General features: G+C 74.0%; 16 protein-coding genes and 1 pseudogene. 13 read left to right on the top strand and 4 right to left on the bottom strand.

The features are described 5' to 3' along the window. The 5 genes and pseudogenes from infB to EDJALFJO_RS11460 form a co-directional block, all read left to right on the top strand. A partial coding sequence (gene infB / locus EDJALFJO_RS11480; RefSeq protein ID WP_088285279.1) for a translation initiation factor IF-2 occupies window positions 1-2,055 on the top strand: 2,055 nt, incomplete at its 5' end. A 99-nt stretch (window positions 2,056-2,154) separates the two neighbouring features. Beyond that, window positions 2,155-2,451: a DUF503 domain-containing protein gene (locus tag EDJALFJO_RS11475; RefSeq protein WP_088285271.1), complete on the top strand. Its 297-nt coding sequence runs from the start codon at window positions 2,155-2,157 to the stop codon at window positions 2,449-2,451. A gap of 81 nt (window positions 2,452-2,532) precedes the next feature. Further along, window positions 2,533-3,019, top strand: a pseudogene (gene rbfA, locus EDJALFJO_RS11470) (30S ribosome-binding factor RbfA); the annotation flags it as partial. 103 nt (window positions 3,020-3,122) lie between these two features. After that, the gene (gene truB / locus EDJALFJO_RS11465; RefSeq protein ID WP_233149809.1) at window positions 3,123-4,106 is read left to right on the top strand and encodes a tRNA pseudouridine(55) synthase TruB; all 984 of its coding nucleotides are present in this window, start codon (window positions 3,123-3,125) and stop codon (window positions 4,104-4,106) included. A 17-nt stretch (window positions 4,107-4,123) separates the two neighbouring features. After that, entirely contained in the window at window positions 4,124-4,876 is a 753-nt protein-coding gene (locus EDJALFJO_RS11460; protein ID WP_198950208.1) for a phosphotransferase, read from the top strand. A 15-nt stretch (window positions 4,877-4,891) separates the two neighbouring features. Here the strand turns inward: EDJALFJO_RS11460 and EDJALFJO_RS11455 are convergent, their stop codons facing one another. Together EDJALFJO_RS11455 and EDJALFJO_RS11450 are read right to left on the bottom strand one after the other, a co-directional pair. Then, a complete protein-coding gene (locus EDJALFJO_RS11455; protein ID WP_088285265.1) occupies window positions 4,892-5,605 on the bottom strand; it encodes a DUF2461 domain-containing protein in 714 nt (237 codons plus the stop codon). 110 nt (window positions 5,606-5,715) lie between these two features. Continuing rightward, the gene (locus tag EDJALFJO_RS11450) at window positions 5,716-7,233 is read right to left on the bottom strand and encodes a glycosyltransferase family 39 protein (protein ID WP_088285263.1); all 1,518 of its coding nucleotides are present in this window, start codon (window positions 7,231-7,233) and stop codon (window positions 5,716-5,718) included. Between the two features lie 125 nt (window positions 7,234-7,358). Here EDJALFJO_RS11450 and EDJALFJO_RS11445 point away from each other — a divergent pair, with 125 nt between their 5' ends. The 8 genes from EDJALFJO_RS11445 to EDJALFJO_RS11410 all read left to right on the top strand — a co-directional run bounded on the left by EDJALFJO_RS11445 (window position 7,359) and on the right by EDJALFJO_RS11410 (window position 16,439). Further along, entirely contained in the window at window positions 7,359-8,342 is a 984-nt protein-coding gene (locus EDJALFJO_RS11445; RefSeq protein WP_088285261.1) for a bifunctional riboflavin kinase/FAD synthetase, read from the top strand. After that, complete coding sequence (locus tag EDJALFJO_RS11440; RefSeq protein WP_143448503.1) at window positions 8,339-9,427, top strand: hypothetical protein; 1,089 nt, start codon at window positions 8,339-8,341, stop codon at window positions 9,425-9,427. The genes EDJALFJO_RS11445 and EDJALFJO_RS11440 overlap by 4 nt, the downstream gene beginning before the upstream one ends. A gap of 128 nt (window positions 9,428-9,555) precedes the next feature. Next, window positions 9,556-9,825, top strand: a complete 270-nt coding sequence (gene rpsO / locus EDJALFJO_RS11435; RefSeq protein WP_088285257.1) for a 30S ribosomal protein S15 — start codon at window positions 9,556-9,558, stop codon at window positions 9,823-9,825. A 291-nt stretch (window positions 9,826-10,116) separates the two neighbouring features. Next, window positions 10,117-12,369 carry a polyribonucleotide nucleotidyltransferase gene (locus EDJALFJO_RS11430; RefSeq protein WP_088285255.1) on the top strand — a complete coding sequence of 751 codons (2,253 nt, stop codon included), beginning with the start codon at window positions 10,117-10,119 and terminating at the stop codon, window positions 12,367-12,369. 1 nt (window position 12,370) lies between these two features. Further along, the gene (locus EDJALFJO_RS11425; RefSeq protein WP_088285253.1) at window positions 12,371-13,744 is read left to right on the top strand and encodes a pitrilysin family protein; all 1,374 of its coding nucleotides are present in this window, start codon (window positions 12,371-12,373) and stop codon (window positions 13,742-13,744) included. Continuing rightward, window positions 13,741-14,481: a 4-hydroxy-tetrahydrodipicolinate reductase gene (dapB, locus tag EDJALFJO_RS11420; protein WP_088285251.1), complete on the top strand. Its 741-nt coding sequence runs from the start codon at window positions 13,741-13,743 to the stop codon at window positions 14,479-14,481. The genes EDJALFJO_RS11425 and dapB overlap by 4 nt, the downstream gene beginning before the upstream one ends. Window positions 14,482-14,574: 93 nt before the next feature. After that, window positions 14,575-15,591 (top strand): ATP-binding cassette domain-containing protein, encoded by a 1,017-nt coding sequence (locus EDJALFJO_RS11415; RefSeq protein WP_088285249.1) that lies wholly within the window; start codon window positions 14,575-14,577, stop codon window positions 15,589-15,591. Beyond that, window positions 15,588-16,439, top strand: coding sequence for an ABC transporter permease (locus EDJALFJO_RS11410; protein ID WP_198950207.1), 852 nt, complete (start codon window positions 15,588-15,590; stop codon window positions 16,437-16,439). The genes EDJALFJO_RS11415 and EDJALFJO_RS11410 overlap by 4 nt, the downstream gene beginning before the upstream one ends. A gap of 49 nt (window positions 16,440-16,488) precedes the next feature. Here the strand turns inward: EDJALFJO_RS11410 and EDJALFJO_RS33445 are convergent, their stop codons facing one another. After that, window positions 16,489-16,800 (bottom strand): AzlD domain-containing protein, encoded by a 312-nt coding sequence (locus tag EDJALFJO_RS33445; RefSeq protein WP_143448502.1) that lies wholly within the window; start codon window positions 16,798-16,800, stop codon window positions 16,489-16,491. Then, window positions 16,797-17,474 (bottom strand): AzlC family ABC transporter permease, encoded by a 678-nt coding sequence (locus EDJALFJO_RS35520; protein ID WP_233149810.1) that lies wholly within the window; start codon window positions 17,472-17,474, stop codon window positions 16,797-16,799. The genes EDJALFJO_RS33445 and EDJALFJO_RS35520 overlap by 4 nt, the downstream gene beginning before the upstream one ends. Between the last annotated feature and the right edge of the window lie 1,054 nt (window positions 17,475-18,528).

Below are 18,528 nucleotides of genomic sequence, written 5' to 3'. Positions count from 1 at the left end.
CTTCACGCCCTTGGCGGCGAGCTCGGCGGCCGTCCCGGTGGCGGCCCCGGTGGCCCCGGTGGTGGCGGCGGCGGTCCCGCGGGCGGTCGTGGCTTCGGCAAGGGTGCCGGCGGCCGTGGCGGCACGCAGGGCGCGTTCGGTCGCGCCGGTGGTCGTCCGGTCCGTGGCCGCAAGTCGAAGAAGCAGCGGCGTCAAGAGTTCGACAACATGCAGGCGCCCATGACGGGTGGCGTGCAGGTCCCCCGTGGCGACGGCTCGACGATCGTCAAGCTCCGCCGCGGGTCCTCGCTCACGGACTTCGCCGAGAAGATCAACGCGAACCCGGCGAGCCTGGTGACGGTGCTCATCCACCTCGGTGAGATGGCCACCGCGACCCAGTCGCTCGACGAGGACACGTTCCGTCTCATCGGTGACGAGCTGGGCTACGACATCCAGATCGTGTCCCCGGAGGACGAGGACCGCGAGCTGCTCGGCACGTTCTCGATCGACATCGAGGGCGAGGCCGAGGGCGACGCGGACTTCCTCGAGCCGCGGCCGCCGGTCGTCACGGTCATGGGTCACGTCGACCACGGCAAGACCAAGACCCTCGACGCGATCCGGCACGCGAACGTCGTGGCGGGCGAGGCCGGTGGCATCACCCAGCACATCGGTGCCTACCAGGTGCACTGCCAGCACGAGGGTGTCGAGCGCGCCATCACCTTCATCGACACCCCGGGTCACGAGGCCTTCACGGCCATGCGTGCACGTGGTGCGAAGGTCACGGACATCGCGGTCCTCGTGGTCGCGGCGGACGACGGCGTGATGCCCCAGACGATCGAGGCGCTCAACCACGCCCAGGCGGCCGGCGTGCCGATCGTCGTCGCGGTCAACAAGGTGGACAAGGAGGGCGCGAACCCGGCGAAGATCCGGCAGCAGCTCACCGAGTACAACCTCGTGGCCGAGGAGTACGGCGGCGACACGATGTTCGTCGACATCTCCGCGAAGCAGCGTCTCAACATCGACGGCCTGCTCGAGGCGATCCTCCTCACGGCGGACGCCGCGCTCGACCTTCGGGCGAACCCCGACAAGGACGCCCGCGGTGTCGCGGTCGAGGCCAACCTCGACCGTGGTCGCGGTCCCGTCGCGACGGTGCTCGTCCAGTCGGGCACGCTCGCGGTCGGCGACTCGATCGTCGCCGGCACGGCGTACGGCCGGGTCCGGGCCATGCTCGACGAGAACGGCGACACGCTCGACGTGGCGCTGCCCTCGCGGGCGGTCCAGGTGCTCGGTCTGACCTCGGTGCCGCGCGCCGGTGACACGTTCATCGTGGCTCCGGACGACCGCACGGCCCGCCAGATCGCCGAGAAGCGCGAGGCGGTGGAGCGCGCGGCGGTCCTCGCCAAGCGCCGCAAGCGGATCAGCCTCGAGGACTTCACCAAGGCCCTCGAGCAGGGCAAGGTCGAGACCCTCAACCTCATCCTCAAGGGCGACGTCTCCGGTTCCGTCGAAGCCCTCGAGGACGCCCTCATGCAGATCGACGTGGGCGAGGAGGTCGAGCTGCAGGTCATCGACCGCGGTGTCGGCGCGATCACGATGAACAACGTCAACCTCGCGGTGGCGTCCGACGCGATCATCGTCGGGTTCAACGTGCGGCCGGCCGAGAAGGTCGGCGAGATGGCCGACCGCGAGGGCGTCGACATCCGCCAGTACTCGGTGATCTACCAGGCGATCGACGAGATCGAGGCGGCCCTCAAGGGCATGCTCAAGCCGGAGTTCGAGGAGATCCAGCTCGGCTCGGCAGAGGTCCGGGAGGTGTACCGGTCGAGCAAGTTCGGCAACATCGCCGGCTGCCTCGTCCGGACCGGCGAGATCCGCCGCAACGCCAAGGCCCGGCTGGTCCGCGACGGCGTCATCGTCGCGGAGAGCCTGGCGATCGAGTCGCTGCGCCGGTTCAAGGACGACGTCACGGAGGTCCGCGACGGCTACGAGTGCGGTATCGGGCTCGGGTCGTTCAACGACATCAAGACCGGCGACATGATCGAGACCTTCGAGATGCGGGAGAAGCAGCGCGCCTGACGCGCCCGCACGCCCGCCGTCCCGTCCCGTGTCGCCCCGTCACCCTCGTGGTGGCGGGGCGGCGCGGGTCGCACGGCGCAGCGGCTGCACGGTGATCACATGATCGTGGGAAGCCTGAGCGTGGACCTGCTCCTCGGGGACGTCCACTCGCTCAAGGAGAAGCGCTCCGTCGTCCGCCCGATCGTCGCCGAGCTCCGGCGCCGGTTCGAGGTGAGCGCGGCGGAGACGGGTCACCTCGACCTGCACCGCCGGGCCGAGGTGGGCGTCGCGCTCACGTCGTCCGACCCCGCGCACTGCCGTGAGGTGCTCGCCGCGTGCGAGCGCCTCGTCGCAGGGCGGCCCGAGGTCGAGGTGCTCTCCGCCCGGCAGCGGGTGTGGGACGACGAGGACGAGTGAGCGGCAGGGACGCCGACCGGCGTCGACGAGCACGACCGGTGGGACCGACGCCCTCCGGACAGGACGAGTGAGGAAAGACCGATGGCCGACACGGCACGCGCACGCAAGCTGGCCGACCGCATCAAGGTGGTCGTCGCCGAGACGCTCGAGAAGCGGATCAAGGACCCGCGGCTCGGCTTCGTCACGGTGACCGATGCCCGGGTGACCGGCGACCTCCAGCACGCGAGCGTCTTCTACACCGTCTACGGGGACGCCGCGGAGCAGACCGCCTCGGCCGCCGCGCTGGAGAGCGCGAAGGGTGTCGTGCGCTCCGAGGTGGGGCGCCGCACCGGGATCCGGCTGACCCCGACGCTGGAGTTCATCGCGGACGCCGTCCCGGAGACCGCCCAGCACATCAACGACCTGCTCGCCCTGGCCGCGGCGCGGGACGCCGAGGTCGCCGCGCTGGCCGCGAAGGCCGAGTACGCGGGCGACCCCGACCCGTACAAGCACGACGACCTCGAGGAGGTCGACGACGCGCTCGACGCCGAGGACTCGGCGGAGGACGACGACGCCGACGACGAGGCCGNCGAGGCCGACGACGAGGCGGACGACGAGGACTGGGACACGGACGACGACGCGGACGAGCCGGCCGGTGCCGGCGCGCCGGCGGACGGGACCGTCACGGGCTCGTGAGCCGCGCACCGCGGTCCGTCGGGCCGGACGGGATCGTCGTCGTCGACAAGCCCGCCGGGATGACGTCGCACGACGTCGTCTCGCGGGTGCGCCGGCTCGCGGGCACCCGCAAGGTCGGTCACGCCGGCACCCTCGACCCGATGGCGACGGGTGTCCTCGTCGTCGGGGTCGAGCGGGCGACCCGGCTGCTCACCTACCTCGTCGGCGCCGAGAAGTCCTACGACGCGACGATCCGGCTCGGCGCCTCGACGGTGACCGACGACGCCGAGGGGGCACTCCTCGAGCAGGCCCCGGCGGGTGCGGTCGAGGCGGTCACCGACGAGCGGGTGCTCGCCGGGATCAGAGATCTCACCGGCACGCTCGACCAGGTGCCGAGCGCGGTGAGCGCGGTCAAGGTCGACGGCCGCCGCGCCTACGCCCGGGTCCGGGCGGGGGAGGAGGTCGTCCTCGCCTCCCGCAGCGTCACCGTGAGCCGGTTCGACCTGCTCGCCGTCCGCCGCTCGGTCCTCACCCCGGCGCCGCCCGCGCCGGCTCCGGCCGAGCCCGAGCCGGCCGCCGTCCCTCGCGTCGGTGAGGTGCAGAGCGGCCCGGTCGTCGACCTCGACGTGAGCGTCGACTGCTCGTCCGGCACGTACATCCGGGCCCTGGCCCGCGACCTCGGCGCCGCCCTGGGCGTCGGCGGCCACCTCACGGCCCTGCGCCGGACCCGGGTCGGCCCGTACGGCCTCGACGTGGCCCGCACGCTGGAGGACCTCGGGGACGCCTTCGCCGTCCTGCCGATCGCGGACGCCGCCCGGATCGCCTTCCCCGCCCGCGAGCTCGACGAGGACGAGGCCCGCAAGCTCGTCCACGGCCAGCGGCTGTCGGCCGTCGGTCTCGGCGAGGAGCCGACCGCGGCCTTCGCCCCGGACGGCAGCCTCGTCGCGATCATCAGCGAGACCGGCCCGACGGCCCGGCCGCTGCTCGTGCTGCAGGGCTGAGGGCGCGGCCGGTCCCGGTGCACGAGGAACCGCTGACCGGAGGCAACGTCGCGGCGGCCGTCGTCCGGGTCGGTGACACCGTCCGCAAACCCGTGACCGCGGCGACGCCCGCCGTCGAGGCCCTCCTGCGTCATCTGGACGCCGCCGGGTTCGACGGCGCACCACGGTGGGTCGGTCGTGACGCGTCAGGTCGCTACGTGCTCGAGTTCGTTCCCGGCGCCGTGGCGCACAGCGGCCCGCCGATGCCCCTCGACGACCTCCAGCGCGTCGGGGTGCTGATCCGTCGGCTGCACGACGCCGTCGCGTCGTTCGTGCCGCCGGCGGACAGCGCCTGGGACTGCCCGCTTCCGGCCGAGGGGAGCGAGATCGTCTGCCACAACGACCTCGCGCCGTGGAACCTGGTCCTCGACGGCGACCGCTGGGTCTTCGTCGACTGGGACGCTGCCGCCCCGGGGACGCGCCTGTCCGACCTCGCCTACGCCGTCCACGGCTTCTGCGGGATCGCGGCCGGCAACGACCCGGACCGGGACGCGCGGCGGATCGTCGCCCTGGCCGACGGGTACGACCTCGCGATGCCCGACCGCCTCCGGCTCCCCGACGCGGTCGAGCGGCGCATCCGCGCGATGGCGGACCTGCTCGCCGCGGGCGCGACGTCCGGCGAGCAGCCCTGGGCGAGGCTCTTCGCCGAAGGCCACTGGGAGCACTGGGGACCGGCCGCCGACCACGCGGCCGCCCACCGCGAACGCTGGCGACGAGCCCTCGCACGGTGACGGTGCTCCGGGCCCTCAGACCCCGGCACCCCGCGGGCTCACCGGGCGCCGCCCGGCCCGCGGGTCGCCCTCGACCTCCTCGGCCGCACCGACCTCGGCGGCGAGCCACGCGTTGAGCGGGGCGAGCGCCCGCCACGCGGTGCGGACCCGGTCGAGCGCCTTCGGCGTGGCCAGCCACGCGGGGGAGCCGAACTCGCGCATCCCCGCGATGCCCTTGTGCCGCAGCAGCTCGATCCGGGGGTGGGTCGGGTCGACGCCGCGCGGGGCGCGGCTCAGGGTCTCGCCGACGAGCGTGAAGTCCTCGGCGCGCAGCGCGTCGACGACGGCGACGAGGCGGTCGCCCGCGGCGTCGTCGAGGACCGCCGCCCGGTAGCGGACGAGCTGGTCCTTCGACATCTGGTAGAAACCGCCGCCGGCGGCGAGCCCGTCCGCGGAGACCGCCACGTAGAGCGACCCGTCGCCGTCGCCCATCCCGATGACTGCGCCCTGGTGGTTCTTGTACGGCGACTTGTCCGCCCCGAAGCGCACGTCGCGGTTCGGGCGGAAGAGCTTGGCGGTGCCGAACTCCTCCTCGAGCGCGCCGACGAGGGCGACCATCGGCCTGCGCACGGCACGGTCGTACACGGCGCGGTGGTCGGTGAAGTACGCCTTGCTGTTGTCGGCCTCGAGGCCGTCGTAGAACGCGAGGGCCTCGTCCGGGAAGCCTTCGAAACGGGTCGTCGTGGTCATGGGCCGCACGCTACGCCGACCGCGCGACGTGCGGCGTCCGTCGTCCACAGGTCAGCGCTGTGGACGGGACGGGCCCGCCCCGCGATGTCGGTCCCGGCCCGACCGCCGGCTCAGCCGAGCCGTTCGGCGGCCTGCCAGACCTGCGCCCACGGCCGCGCCGGCCCCGAGCACACCCGTACCGGGACGCCCTGCTCGTCGTTGTCCAGCCCGACCCCGTTGTCGACCCGCGCGACGGTCCGGCAGCCGGTCAGGAGGCCGGCGAGGGCCCCGTCGTCCGTGAAGCCCACCGCGACGACCGGCGCCGCGCCCTCGTCGGGCGGGCCCCAGCGCCAGTAGCCGTTGTGGCCCGAGTGCACCGGCGGCAGCGCGGCCCCGGCCCGGCGGGCCCGGGAGAGGGCACCGGCCTCGCCGTAGTTCTCGGTGAGGACGACGGCCCCCGCCCGCTCGTCGGCCGGCAGCGCCGCGACGACGTCCGACACGGTCGCGACGAGGCGCGGCCAGCCGACGGTCTCGCCGGCGTCGTAGTTCACCGCGGTGACGTGCGCGGCGGCGAGCGCGCGGACGGGCAGCACCGGCAGCGTGAGCACGGCCGAGACGACGACGTGGACGGCGAGCGCGGTCGCCACCGTCCGCCACCGGCCCGGGGCCGCGTCGGCCCACCGCAGCACCGAAGGGATGCCTGCGGCGACGAGCACGGGCAGCATCCCGAGCGTGTAGTACGGCTTGCCGCCGGCCGCGACGACGAGGGCGAGGAGAACGAGGTAGCCGACACCGAGCCAGCGGTAGGGCCGCAGCGCCGGCGCCCGGAGCAGGGCCACCACCCCCGCCACGAGCGGCACCGCGAGAACCGGGCCCGTGAGCTCGGCCTGCAGCGGCACGACGAGCCAGCGCCCGACGCTCGTGCCCGAGGAGCCGGCGGCGATCGCCGCCGACAGGTCGGCCTGCGGCCACCCGTTCGCGTTCTGCCACAACAGGTTCGGGGCCGCGAGCAGGGCCGCGACGAGAGCGGCGAGCCACGGACCGGGGCGGCGCAGTACGGCCCGCGGGCCGGCGACGAGCAGACCGGCGGCGCAGCCGAGCAGCACGAGCACCGGCAGCGTCTTCACCTGGAGCGCGACGCCGGCGACCAGGCCCACGAGCAGCCACCGGCGCAGGTCGGCACGCGGCCCGCCGCTGCCACCGGGAGGGTCCTGCGGGCGGCCACCGTCCGGGTGCACCGTCCGCACGAGCACGAGGAGCAGCGTCGAGGTCGCGAGCAGGTCGAACACGGTGGTCGAGAAGAGGTGCCCGATCGCCGTCACCGCCGAGCACAGCGCGACGACGACCGCGGTCGCCCCGGCGTCGCGCGGCGTCCCGCCGAGTGCCCGGGCGGTGGCCGCCGCGACGAGCACGACGAGGCCGGCGACGACCGCCGGCAGCAGCCGGAAGCCGACGAGCGACCCGCCGACGACCTCGTGCCAGCCGGCTGCGAGCAGCGGTACGAGCGGCGGCTGGTCGGGGTAGCCGAACGCGGGGTGCCGCCCCGCCTCGACGAAGTACAGCTCGTCCCGGTGGAAGCCGTAGCGCCCGCCGAGCGCGGCGAGCACCGCGCTGAGCGCCAGCGCGGGGCGGGTACCGGACGGGACCATCCCGACATCCTGGCGCACGTGCGTGACGTCGCGGTCACGACGACGGGCCCGTCCGCGCGACACGTCGACCCACGCCGGTGACGCCCGGGACACATGGCCGTCCGCCGGGCTGGCACAGTTGGACCGTGCAGCGGTGGAGCGACCTCAACGACGTGCCGGCCGGGTTCGGCCCCTCGGCCGTGACCATCGGCAACTTCGACGGCGTCCACCGGGGCCACCAGGCGGTGCTCGGGCGGCTCGCCGAGACCGCGCACGCGCAGGGCCTGTCCGCCGTCGCGATCACCTTCGACCCGCACCCGCTCGCCGTCCTCCAGCCGGACCGGGCGCCCGCCGTCCTCACGACGCTCGAGCACCGGCTCGACCTGCTCGCCGAGTGCGGGCTGGACGCCGTCCTCGTCATGGAGTTCACCCGGTCGCTCGCGACGTGGAGCCCGCAGCGCTTCGTCGACGAGGTGCTCGTCGCCGCGCTCGACGCCCGGCTCGTCGTCGTCGGGCACGACATGCGCTTCGGGCACCGCAACTCCGGGGACGTCGGCACGCTGCGCGAGCTCGGCGAGCACCGTGACTTCGCCGTCGACGTCGTCGACGACCTCGGCGCCCCCGACGACGGCCACCCGTCCGGGCGGCGCTGGTCGTCCACCTGGGTCCGCACCCTCATCACCGAGGGCGACGTCGAGACCGCGGGGGAGGTGCTGGGCCGCCCGCACCGGGTGACCGGGGTCGTCGTCCACGGCGACCACCGCGGCCGCGAGCTCGGCTACCCGACCGCCAACCTCAGCCAGGACAGCGTCGGCCTCGTCCCGGCGGACGGCGTGTACGCCGGCTGGCTCGTGCGGCTCGACGAGCCCCAGGACGCCGTCGACCGGCGGCTCCCGGCCGCCGTCTCGATCGGGACGAACCCGACGTTCGACGGCCACGAGCGCCGCGTCGAGGCCTACGTCCTGGACCGCACGGACCTCGAGCTCTACGGCGAGCGGGTCGCCGTCGAGCTCGTCCGCCGGCTGCGCCCGACGCTGCGCTTCGACGGCATCGGGCCGCTCGTCGAGCAGATGAAGGCGGACGTCGACGAGTGCCGCGCGGTGCTCCGGACGGCCGCCGCGGCGTCGTGAGCGAGCAGCCCGGCCCGTCGGCCCCGGACGACGACCACGACCCCGTCGTCACCGTCCGGGAGGCCGAGCACTGGTTCGCCACGCACGGCCTCCCGTGGTTCGTCGAGGCGGTCGACGCCCGCGTCGTCGAGCTCCTCAAACCGTCCCGGCTCGTGCCGCTGCTCGCCGTCGCCGGGGTGCTCGGTGCGCTCGCCGGCGGTCTGCTCGGCGGGACGGTCGACGCGGCGTCCGGGGTGCTCCTCGGCGCCTCCGTCGTCGTCCTCGTGCTCCTCGTCTACGTCGGCGGCCCGCTGCGGGTCGCGACGATGGCCCGGTGGGCGGCCCGCCGGGTCGTCTCCGAGCTGAACCTGCTCCTGCCGCTCGTCACCCGGGCGCTGCCGCTGCTCCTGCTCTTCATGACGTTCCTCTTCGTGAACACCGAGGTGTGGCAGGTCGCCTCGACGATGAGCCGGACGACGGTCTGGGGCACGGTCTGGCTGTTCACCGCGATCGGCGCGGCCTTCCTGCTGACCCGGCTGCCGGAGGAGGTACGCCGGGTCGAGGCGATGGTCGTCCGGGACGGCGTCGCCGGCGCCTGCCGCGGGACGCCCGTCGAGGCCGCCGCGGCGCACGTCCGCCCGGACGCCGCCCACGTGCCCCTGACCCGCACCCAGCGGGCCAACCTCGTGCTCGTCCTGCTCGTCGCGCAGTCGCTCCAGGTGGTCCTGCTCGCTGTCCTCGTGCTCGCCTTCTTCGTCGTCTTCGGGATGCTCGCGATCTCCGACGACGTCGTCGTCTCGTGGGTCGCGCCGATCCTCGAGCCGCGCGGGCAGCAGGTGCCCTCGCCGATCACCCTGTTCGGGTTCGAGGCTCCCGCCGGGTTCCCGGTGAGCAACGAGCTGTTCCAGGTGTCGCTGTTCCTGTCCGCGTTCGCCGGGCTCTACTTCACCGTCTACGCGGTGAGTGACGCCAACTACCGCGAGCAGTTCTTCGCCGAGCTCGACAGCGAGCTCGAGCGGGCCGTCGGCGTCCGTGCCGTGTACCGGGCGGCGTCCGCCCGGCTCGCGTCGGCGGACCCCTCCGTGGACCCCTCCGCCGCGCCGTGACCTGCGCCGATTCGGTGACCACGGGGCCCGGCTGGTAGCGTGGACGTTGCCGTCAGAACGGCCGCGGACCCATAGAGCCCGGGTGAACGTGCCCCGGTGCGCCGCGCAACGAGATCAGAGGGAGCACTGTGGCACTCGACGCCGCCACCAAGCAGAAGATCATGGCCGAGTACGCGACCGCCGAGGGCGACACGGGCTCCCCCGAGGTCCAGGTCGCGATGCTCACGCACCGCATCAAGGACCTCACCGAGCACCTGAAGACGCACAAGCACGACCACCACAGCCGCCGTGGCCTGCTGATCCTCGTGGGTCAGCGCCGCCGGCTCATGCAGTACCTGCAGCGCACCGACATCACGCGCTACCGCTCGCTGCGGGAGCGTCTCGGTCTGCGCCGGTGACCTTCGGGCCGCGGTCCCCCTCGGGGGGCCGCGGCCCTGCTGCACCACCAGCACGACGCACCACCTGAACCACCGCACGGCAGCACGACCGAACGACATCTGAACACCACACTAGGAGCGTCGGGTTCCTCCGAAGCGCCGGTCCTCGGTAGTGGCCCCCGGAACCGCGGAGCGCGGCGACCGAGGGCCTCGATCGAAGACCGGACCCCACGCCCGGACGAGCACCAGGCGCTCCGTGACGACGGACGACGGGCACACGGCCCGCGTCGCAGAACGGAGTGTGACTCTCACGTGGAGGGTCCCGAGATCACCTTTGCCGAAGCAGTCATCGACAACGGCTCCTACGGCAAGCGCACCATCCGGTTCGAGACGGGGCGGCTGGCCAAGCAGGCCGCCGGTTCCGTCGCCGTCTACCTCGACGGCGAGACGATGCTGCTGTCGGCCACGACGGTCGGCAAGCAGCCGAAGGACCACTTCGACTTCTTCCCGCTGACGATCGACGTCGAGGAGCGGATGTACGCCGCGGGCCGGATCCCCGGCTCGTTCTTCCGCCGCGAGGGCCGCCCCTCGACCGACGCCATCCTCACCTGCCGGCTCATCGACCGGCCGCTGCGCCCGACGTTCGTCAAGGGCCTGCGCAACGAGGTCCAGGTCGTCATCACGGTCATGTCGCTCAACCCCGACGACCTCTACGACGTCGTGGCGATCAACGCCGCGTCGCTGTCGACGCAGATCTCCGGCCTGCCCTTCAGCGGCCCGATCGGCGGCGTCCGCGTCGCGCTCGTCGAGGGCCAGTGGGTCGCGTTCCCGCGGCACTCGGAGATCGAGAAGGCCGTCTTCGACATGGTCGTCGCCGGCCGCGTCGTGACCGCCAAGGACGGCAGCCAGGACGTCGCGATCATGATGGTCGAGGCCGAGGCCACCGACACGTCGTGGGAGCTCATCAAGAACCAGGGCCAGACCGCGCCGACCGAGGAGGTCGTCGCCGCCGGGCTCGAGGCCGCCAAGCCGTTCATCGCGGCGCTGTGCGCGGCCCAGCAGGAGGTCGCCACGGCGGCCGCCAAGCCGACCCGGGAGTTCCCGCTCTTCCTGGACTACCAGGACGACGTCTACGCCGCCGTCTCGGACGCCGTGACCGGCGACCTCACGACGGCGCTGCAGATCGCGGGCAAGACCGAGCGCGAGACGAAGCTCGACGAGCTCAAGGACGCCGTCAAGGCCAAGCTGGCCGACGCGTTCGAGGGCCGCGAGAAGGAGGTCTCGGCGGCCTACCGCGCGGTGCAGAAGAAGCTCATCCGCCAGCGCATCCTCAAGGACAAGGTCCGCATCGACGGCCGTGGCCTCGCGGACATCCGCCAGCTGTCGGCCGAGGTCGAGGTCATCCCGCGCGTCCACGGCTCGGCGCTCTTCGAGCGCGGCGAGACGCAGATCCTCGGGGTGACGACGCTGAACATGCTCCGCATGGAGCAGCAGATCGACTCGCTCTCCCCGGAGTCGCGCAAGCGGTACATGCACAACTACAACTTCCCGCCGTACTCGACCGGTGAGACGGGCCGGGTCGGCTCGCCGAAGCGGCGCGAGATCGGTCACGGCGCGCTCGCCGAGCGGGCGCTCATGCCCGTGCTGCCGAGCCGGGACGAGTTCCCCTACGCGATCCGCCAGGTGTCCGAGGCCCTCGGCTCCAACGGCTCGACGTCCATGGGCTCGGTCTGCGCCTCGACCCTGTCGCTGCTCAACGCCGGTGTGCCGCTGCGCGCCCCGGTCGCCGGCATCGCGATGGGCCTGGTCTCCGACACGGTGGACGGCGAGACGTCGTACGCGGCGCTCACCGACATCCTCGGCGCCGAGGACGCGTTCGGCGACATGGACTTCAAGGTCGCCGGCACGAAGGAGTTCGTGACGGCGATCCAGCTCGACACGAAGCTCGACGGCATCCCCGCGTCGGTCCTCGCGTCGGCGCTCACCCAGGCCCGCGACGCCCGGCTGCACATCCTCGACGTCATGGCCGAGGCCATCGACGGCCCGGACGAGATGTCGCCGTACGCCCCGCGCGTCATCACCGTCCAGGTCCCGATCGACAAGATCGGCGAGGTCATCGGCCCGAAGGGCAAGATGATCAACCAGATCCAGGCGGACACGGGCGCGGACATCTCGATCGAGGACGACGGCACCGTCTTCATCGGCGCGACCGACGGCCCGTCGGCCGAGGCGGCCCGGGCGGCGATCAACGCGATCGCCAACCCGATGATGCCGGAGGTCGGCGAGCGCTACATGGGCACCGTCGTCAAGACGACGACGTTCGGCGCCTTCATCTCGCTCGTGCCGGGCAAGGACGGCCTGCTCCACATCTCGCAGATCCGCAAGATGGTGGGCGGCAAGCGCGTCGAGAACGTCGAGGACGTCCTCGGGGTCGGCTCCAAGGTGCAGGTCGAGATCTCCGAGATCGACCCGCGGGGCAAGCTCTCCCTCATCCCGGTGCTCGCCGAGGGCGAGGGCGAGTCCGAGGCCGCAGCAGAGCCCGAGCACGCCGGCGCCAGCAGCTGACGTGGGGTTTCCTCTCCCGCTCGTCCCGGCCGGTACGGCCGACCAGGTCGTCACCGGGGAGGACAGCGGCGCCACCGTGCGCCGCTCCGTCCTCCCCGGTGGCGTCCGGGTGCTCTCCGAGGTGATGCCGGGCCTGCGCTCGGCCACCCTGGGGTGCTGGGTCGGTGTCGGCTCCCGGGACGAGGAGCTCGCACGCCTGGGCTCGACGCACTTCCTGGAGCACCTGCTCTTCAAGGGCACGGGCCGCCGCTCGGCGATGGAGATCGCCTCGGCGTTCGACGCCGTCGGCGGTGAGGCCAACGCCGTCACCGGCAAGGAGCACACGTGCTACTACGCACGGGTGCTGGACGACGACGTCCCGCTGGCGCTGGACCTGCTCGCCGACATGGTGACCGGGGCGCGCCTGGACGCCGACGACGTCGAGAGCGAGCGCGGGGTCATCCTCGAAGAGCTCGCCATGAACGACGACGACCCGAGCGACGTCGTCCACGAACGGTTCGTCGAGCTCGTCCTCGGCGACCACCCGCTCGGCCGCCCGATCGGCGGCACCGCGGACACCATCGAGGCCGTCGGCCGCGACGACATCGCCCAGCACTACGGGACCCACTACACCCCGCCCGGGCTCGTCGTCACCGCCGCCGGCGGCGTCGACCACGACACGCTCTGCGCCCTCGTCGCGGCCCAGGTCGCGGCGTCCGGCTGGGGCCCGCGCACGACGGGGGCGGCCGACCCGCTGCCCCGCCGCCCCGCGGGCGAGGCCGACCTGTCGGGCCAGACCGGCCGCACGCTCGTCCTGCACCGCCCGACGGAGCAGGCGAACGTCGTCCTCGGGACGACCGGGCTCACCGCCACCGACCCGCGCCGCTACGTCATGAGCGTGCTCAACGCCGTCCTCGGCGGGGGCATGAGCAGCCGGCTGTTCCAGGAGGTCCGCGAGAAGCGGGGCCTGGCGTACTCGGTGTACTCGTTCGCGTCCGGCTACTCCGACGCGGGCTACTTCGGCCTCTACGCGGGCTGCGCCCCCGGCAAGACCGACCAGGTGCTCGCGCTCCTCGCGGCCGAGCTCGAGCGGCTCGCCGCCGACGGGCTCGACGGCGACGAGCTCGTCCGGGCGCACGGCCAGATCTGCGGCGGGCTCGTCCTCGGCATGGAGGACTCCGGGTCGCGGATGTCGCGCCTGGGCAAGGCCGAGCTCGTGCACGGCGAGTTCACCGACCTCGACGAGTCGCTCGCGCGGATCCGCGCGGTGACCTCGGACGACGTGCAGGCGCTCGCGGTCGACCTCGCCGGCCGGCCGCGCTCGCTCGCCGTCGTCGGACCGTTCGACCCCGACCGCGAGTTCGCGGCCACGGGAGCAGGAGGAGCACGGGCATGACCACGCGGGTAGCGGTCGTCGGGGCGAAGGGCCGGATGGGCCGCCAGGTCTGCGCGGCCGTCGAGGCGGCCGACGGGCTCGAGCTCGGGCCGCAGGTCGACGTCGGCGACGACCTCGCCGCCGTCGCGGACGCCGACGTCGCCGTCGTCTTCTCGGTGCCCGACGTCGCCGTCGAGCACACGCTCGCGTGCGTCGCGCACGGGGTCCACGCCGTCGTCGGGACGACCGGCTGGTCCGCGGACCGGCTCGACACCGTCCGGGCGGCCCTCGCCGACAAGCCCGGGGTCGGCGTCCTCGTCGCCCCGAACTTCGCGCTCGGCGCGGTGCTGCTCCTGCGGTTCGCCGCGATGGCCGCGCCGCACTTCGAGTCCGTCGAGGTGATCGAGCTGCACCACCCGGACAAGGTCGACGCCCCGAGCGGCACAGCCCGGCACACCGCCGAGCTCATCGCCGCCGCGCGCAAGGACGCCGGCTGCGCGCCGGTCCCGGACGCGACGACGACAGCCCTGGACGGCGCCCGCGGCGCGGACGTCGACGGGGTCCGGGTGCACTCGGTGCGGCTGCGCGGCCTCGTCGCGCACGAGGAGGTGCTCCTCGGCGGGCCGGGGGAGCAGCTGACCATCCGGCACGACTCGTTCGACCGGGTCTCGTTCATGCCCGGCGTCATCCTCGGCGTCCGGACCGTCGGGTCCCGGCCGGGGCTCACCGTGGGGCTCGAGAACTACCTCGACGGCTGACCCCGCAGCGCCGGGCGGCGCGGCCCGGGCGGCCGCGGGGCGCGGTGACGTAACCCGTTCGCCAACCGCCGGGACCGGGTCGAGAATGCCGGGATGGGTGGGACAGCTGCGGTCGAGGCCATCGACCTGGTCAAGCACTTCGGGACCAACCGGGCCGTCGACGGCGTGAGCTTCGTCGTCCCCGAGGGCACGGTCCTCGGCCTGCTCGGCCCCAACGGGGCCGGCAAGACGACCCTCGTGCGCATGCTGACGACGCTCAGCGTGCCGACCAGCGGGGCGGGCCGGGTCGCCGGCTTCGACGTCGTGACGCAGCCGAACGAGGTCCGCCGCAGCATGGGCCTCACGGGGCAGGCGGCGACGGTCGACGAGATCCTCACCGGGGCGGAGAACCTGCGGCTCGTCGGGGCGCTCTACGGCCTGCCGAGGGCGTACGTCCGCGACGCGACCGAGCGACTCCTCGACCGGTTCGACCTCACCGATGCCGCGGACCGGATGGCGAAGACCTACTCCGGCGGCATGCGCCGGCGCCTCGACCTCGCCGTGAGCCTGCTCGCGGCACCGCCGATCCTCTTCCTCGACGAACCGACGACCGGGCTCGACCCGAAGAGCAGGTCCGGCCTGTGGGCGGTGCTCCGCGAGCTCGTCGACGAGGGGACGACCCTCCTGCTCACCACGCAGTACCTCGAGGAGGCCGACCAGCTCGCCGACGAGATCGTCGTCGTCGACAAGGGGAAGGTCATCGCGGCCGGCACCCCCACGCAGCTCAAGGACGAGGCGGGCCGGGCCAGCGTCGTCGTCACCCTGACGCACGCCCGCGACCTGGCGGCGGCGGCCGACCTGGTGCGCGCGCACTCGCCGGAGGTGCACGTCGACCGGACGAGCCGACGGGTCACCGCGCGGGCCGGGGGCCTGGGCGACATGACCCGGATCGCGGCGGCGTTCGAGGCGAGCAGCATCGAGCTCGACGACCTCGGCCTGGCCCGTCCCAGCCTCGACGACGTGTTCCTGCACCTGACCGGGCACCGGGCCGAGGACGCCGAGGACGCCGAGGACACCGACGACGTCGAGGCGGCCGAACCCGGGCCCATCACCGAAGGAGCGGCACCGTGACGACCCTCCCGACCACCCGTGCGACGCGGCCGCCGCTGGTGCGCCCGCCGCTCTCGCCGCCCTCGCTCGCGCGCGCGGCGTCGACGATCGTGTGGCGCAACCTCCTGCACATCCGGCGGATGCCGGAGATGCTGCTCGACGTCACGGTGCAGTCGGTGATGTTCGTGCTGCTGTTCGCCTACGTGTTCGGCGGGTCGATCGCCGTCGCCGGTTCGGACTACCGGGAGTTCCTGCTCCCCGGGATCATGGTGCAGACGATGGTGTTCTCCTCCGCCGTGGTCGCGACCGGGCTGACGAACGACCTGCAGAAGGGCATCGTCGACCGGTTCCGCTCGCTGCCGATCCCGCGCTCCGCGGTGCTCGTCGGCCGGAGCATCTCGAGCCTGATCCACTCGAGCATCGGCGTCGCCGTCATGGGGCTGACCGGCCTGCTCATCGGGTGGCGGATCCGCAACGGCGTCGTCGACGGCGTCCTGGCGTTCCTCCTGCTGCTGCTCTTCGGGTTCGCCGTGATCTGGCTCGGGATCTGGGTCGGCTCGATCATGCGGACCGTCGAGGCGGTGCAGGGCTTCATGTTCACCGTGATGTTCCCGCTGACGTTCGTCGCCAACACGTTCGCACCGACGGAGAGCATGCCGACGTGGCTGCGGTTCGTCGCCGAGTGGAACCCGATCTCCGCGGTCACCCAGGCCTGCCGGGAGCTGTGGGGGAACGGGTTGCCGGCACCCGCGGACGCCGCGTGGCCGCTGCAGCACGCCGTCCCGGTGTCGGTCGGCTGGTCGCTCGTGCTGACCGCGATCTTCGCGCCGCTCGCGGTCTCGGCGTTCCGCCGCCGCTCCCGGGACTGACGAGCCAACTGCCGGCCAGCCCGTCAGCCCGCCCCGTCAGCCCGTCCCGTCAGTCCAGCCCGGCGAGCCGCAGCCCGGCGGCGACGAGCGCGGCCGCGACGACGACCACGACGAACGGCGCCCGCCGCCAGAGCAGCACGGCCGCGACGGCCACCGCGGGCACCCGCGCATCGAGGACGAGCGCACCGGCGTCGACGACCGTCTGGACGGCGAACAGGGCCGAGAGCAGCGCGACCGTGACGAGCGCGGCGACCCGGACGACGCGGGGCCGCTCGAGGACGGCGTGGGGCACGAGCCAGCCGGCGAGCTTGGCGAGATAGCAGACGGCGCAGCCGGCGAGCACGGCCGGCCAGGCGGTCACGGTGCGCCGCCCTCGGCGCCGGTGCGCGCGGCGGCCCGGGCCGGCAGCAAGCCGGCGACGGCGCCGGCGACGGCCGCGGCGAGCACCGGGACCCCGGCGGGTGTGAGGGGGACGAGCGCCAGCGCCACCCCGACCGCGACCGCCGCGACCCCGCGGGACAGCGCCGCGACGAGCCGCGGCCAGAGCAGCGCGAGGAAGGCGGCCGCCGCCGCGGCGTCCAGGCCGTACCGGCGCGGGTCGCCGAGCGCGTCGCCGAGGTAGGCGCCGAGCAGCGTCGCGGCGTTCCAGAAGACGAAGACCGACAGACCCGTGGCCCAGAAGCCGAACCGCACGAGGTCGCGCCGCCCGGGGTTCAGCGCCAGCTGCGCCGTCCCGACGGCCGTCGACTCGTCGAGCGTCATGTGCGCGGCGAACGGCCGGCGCCAGCCGTGGCCCTGCGGGCCGAGCAGCGGGGACATCGTCAGGCCGTAGAACCCGTTGCGGACGCCGAGGAAGCCCGCCGTCGCCACGGCCGCCACGCCGCCGCCGCCCGCACCGAGGACCCCGACGAACGCGAACTGGGAGCCGCCGGTGAACATGAGGGTCGAGAGCACGACGGTCTGCGTGACCGACAGCCCCGCGGCGACCGAGAGCGCACCGAACGAGACGGCGTACGACCCGGACGCGACCCCCACCGAGAGCGCCTGGCGCAGGACGGTGGTGCGGGCCGCGTCGCTCACGGCGCCGAGTCTGCCCGACCCGGTGCGTCGCCGGCCGCCGGGGGCCTGCCGGGTGCGGCGGCGGACTCTCCTGCCGCCGCCCNCCGGTGCGTCGCCGGCCGCCGCACCCGGCAGGCCCCCGGCGGCCGCGAGGGCCTCGAGCGGGCCGCGCCGGCGGGGCGCACCGACGAGGAGGGCGGCCGCGAGCGCGACCGCGACGTGCCCGGCGAGGACGGCGCCCGGTGGCACCTCCGGCAGGCCGTCCCAGTCGTAGGTGGCGCCGAGCAGCAGGACGTGCAGCGTGTAGAGCGTCAGCGTCGCCGAGCCGACCGCGACGAGCGGCGCGAGCAGCCGCCGGGCGACCGGAGCCCGGCCCCGGTCGAGGGCGGCGAAGACGAGGAGGAACAGCCCGAGGACGACGAGCGCCGATCCGCCGGTGTGGAGCAGGTCGGGCCCGGTGCCGCTGTGCCGGCCCGCCGTCCCGAGCCACCACCAGGACACCGTCGGAGAGGTCCCGTAGGACGACGTCGAGAGCCGGTGCAGCACCTGCGCGGCGCTCTCCCCGGTCGTCGCGCCGAGCCCTGCCGGGCCGCCGGCCGCCGCGAGGGTGAGGGCCTGGGCGCCGAGCCCGGCGACGGCGAGCACGGCGCCGGTCACCGTGACCCGGGCGGCGACCGCCGCGGACGCCAGCGGCAGCCGGCCGACGGCCATCCCGAGGAAGAGGTACGTCGTCCACGTGAGGACGGGGTAGTACCCGTAGAGCGTCAGGGTCGCGGCGAGGTCGCCCGGGGCGGTGAAGAAGTCCTCCCACGCCACGTTCGGGCCCGGGCCGCGCGGGGCGGCGCGGCGCAGGAGATGGCTCGCGACCGGGGTGACGACGGCCGCGACGGCGGCGAGCGCCGCGAGCCGGCGCGGTCCCCAGCCGAGCACCGGGACCGCGACGAGGAAGAGCACGCCGTAGTAGGCCAGGATCACCGCGGCCGTCGTCACCCCGGTCGCGAGCCATCTCCTGCGCCGCGCCGCCCCGCGC

Origin of the sequence: Kineosporia sp. A_224 (assembly GCF_002198655.1) — a bacterium.
Lineage (GTDB): Bacteria > Actinomycetota > Actinomycetes > Actinomycetales > Kineosporiaceae > R-H-3.
Note: the sequence above shows the minus strand (reverse complement) of the source record. Positions and strands in the feature narration are given on the sequence as shown.

Coding starts and splice junctions, on each gene's coding strand:
- EDJALFJO_RS11475 (WP_088285271.1), top strand. CDS start 2,155: ATGATCGTGGGAAGCCTGAGCGTGGACCTGCTCCTCGGGGACGTCCAC.
- EDJALFJO_RS11455 (WP_088285265.1), bottom strand. CDS start 5,605: ATGACCACGACGACCCGTTTCGAAGGCTTCCCGGACGAGGCCCTCGCG.
- EDJALFJO_RS11450 (WP_088285263.1), bottom strand. CDS start 7,233: ATGGTCCCGTCCGGTACCCGCCCCGCGCTGGCGCTCAGCGCGGTGCTC.
- dapB (WP_088285251.1), top strand. CDS start 13,741: ATGACCACGCGGGTAGCGGTCGTCGGGGCGAAGGGCCGGATGGGCCGC.
- EDJALFJO_RS11415 (WP_088285249.1), top strand. CDS start 14,575: ATGGGTGGGACAGCTGCGGTCGAGGCCATCGACCTGGTCAAGCACTTC.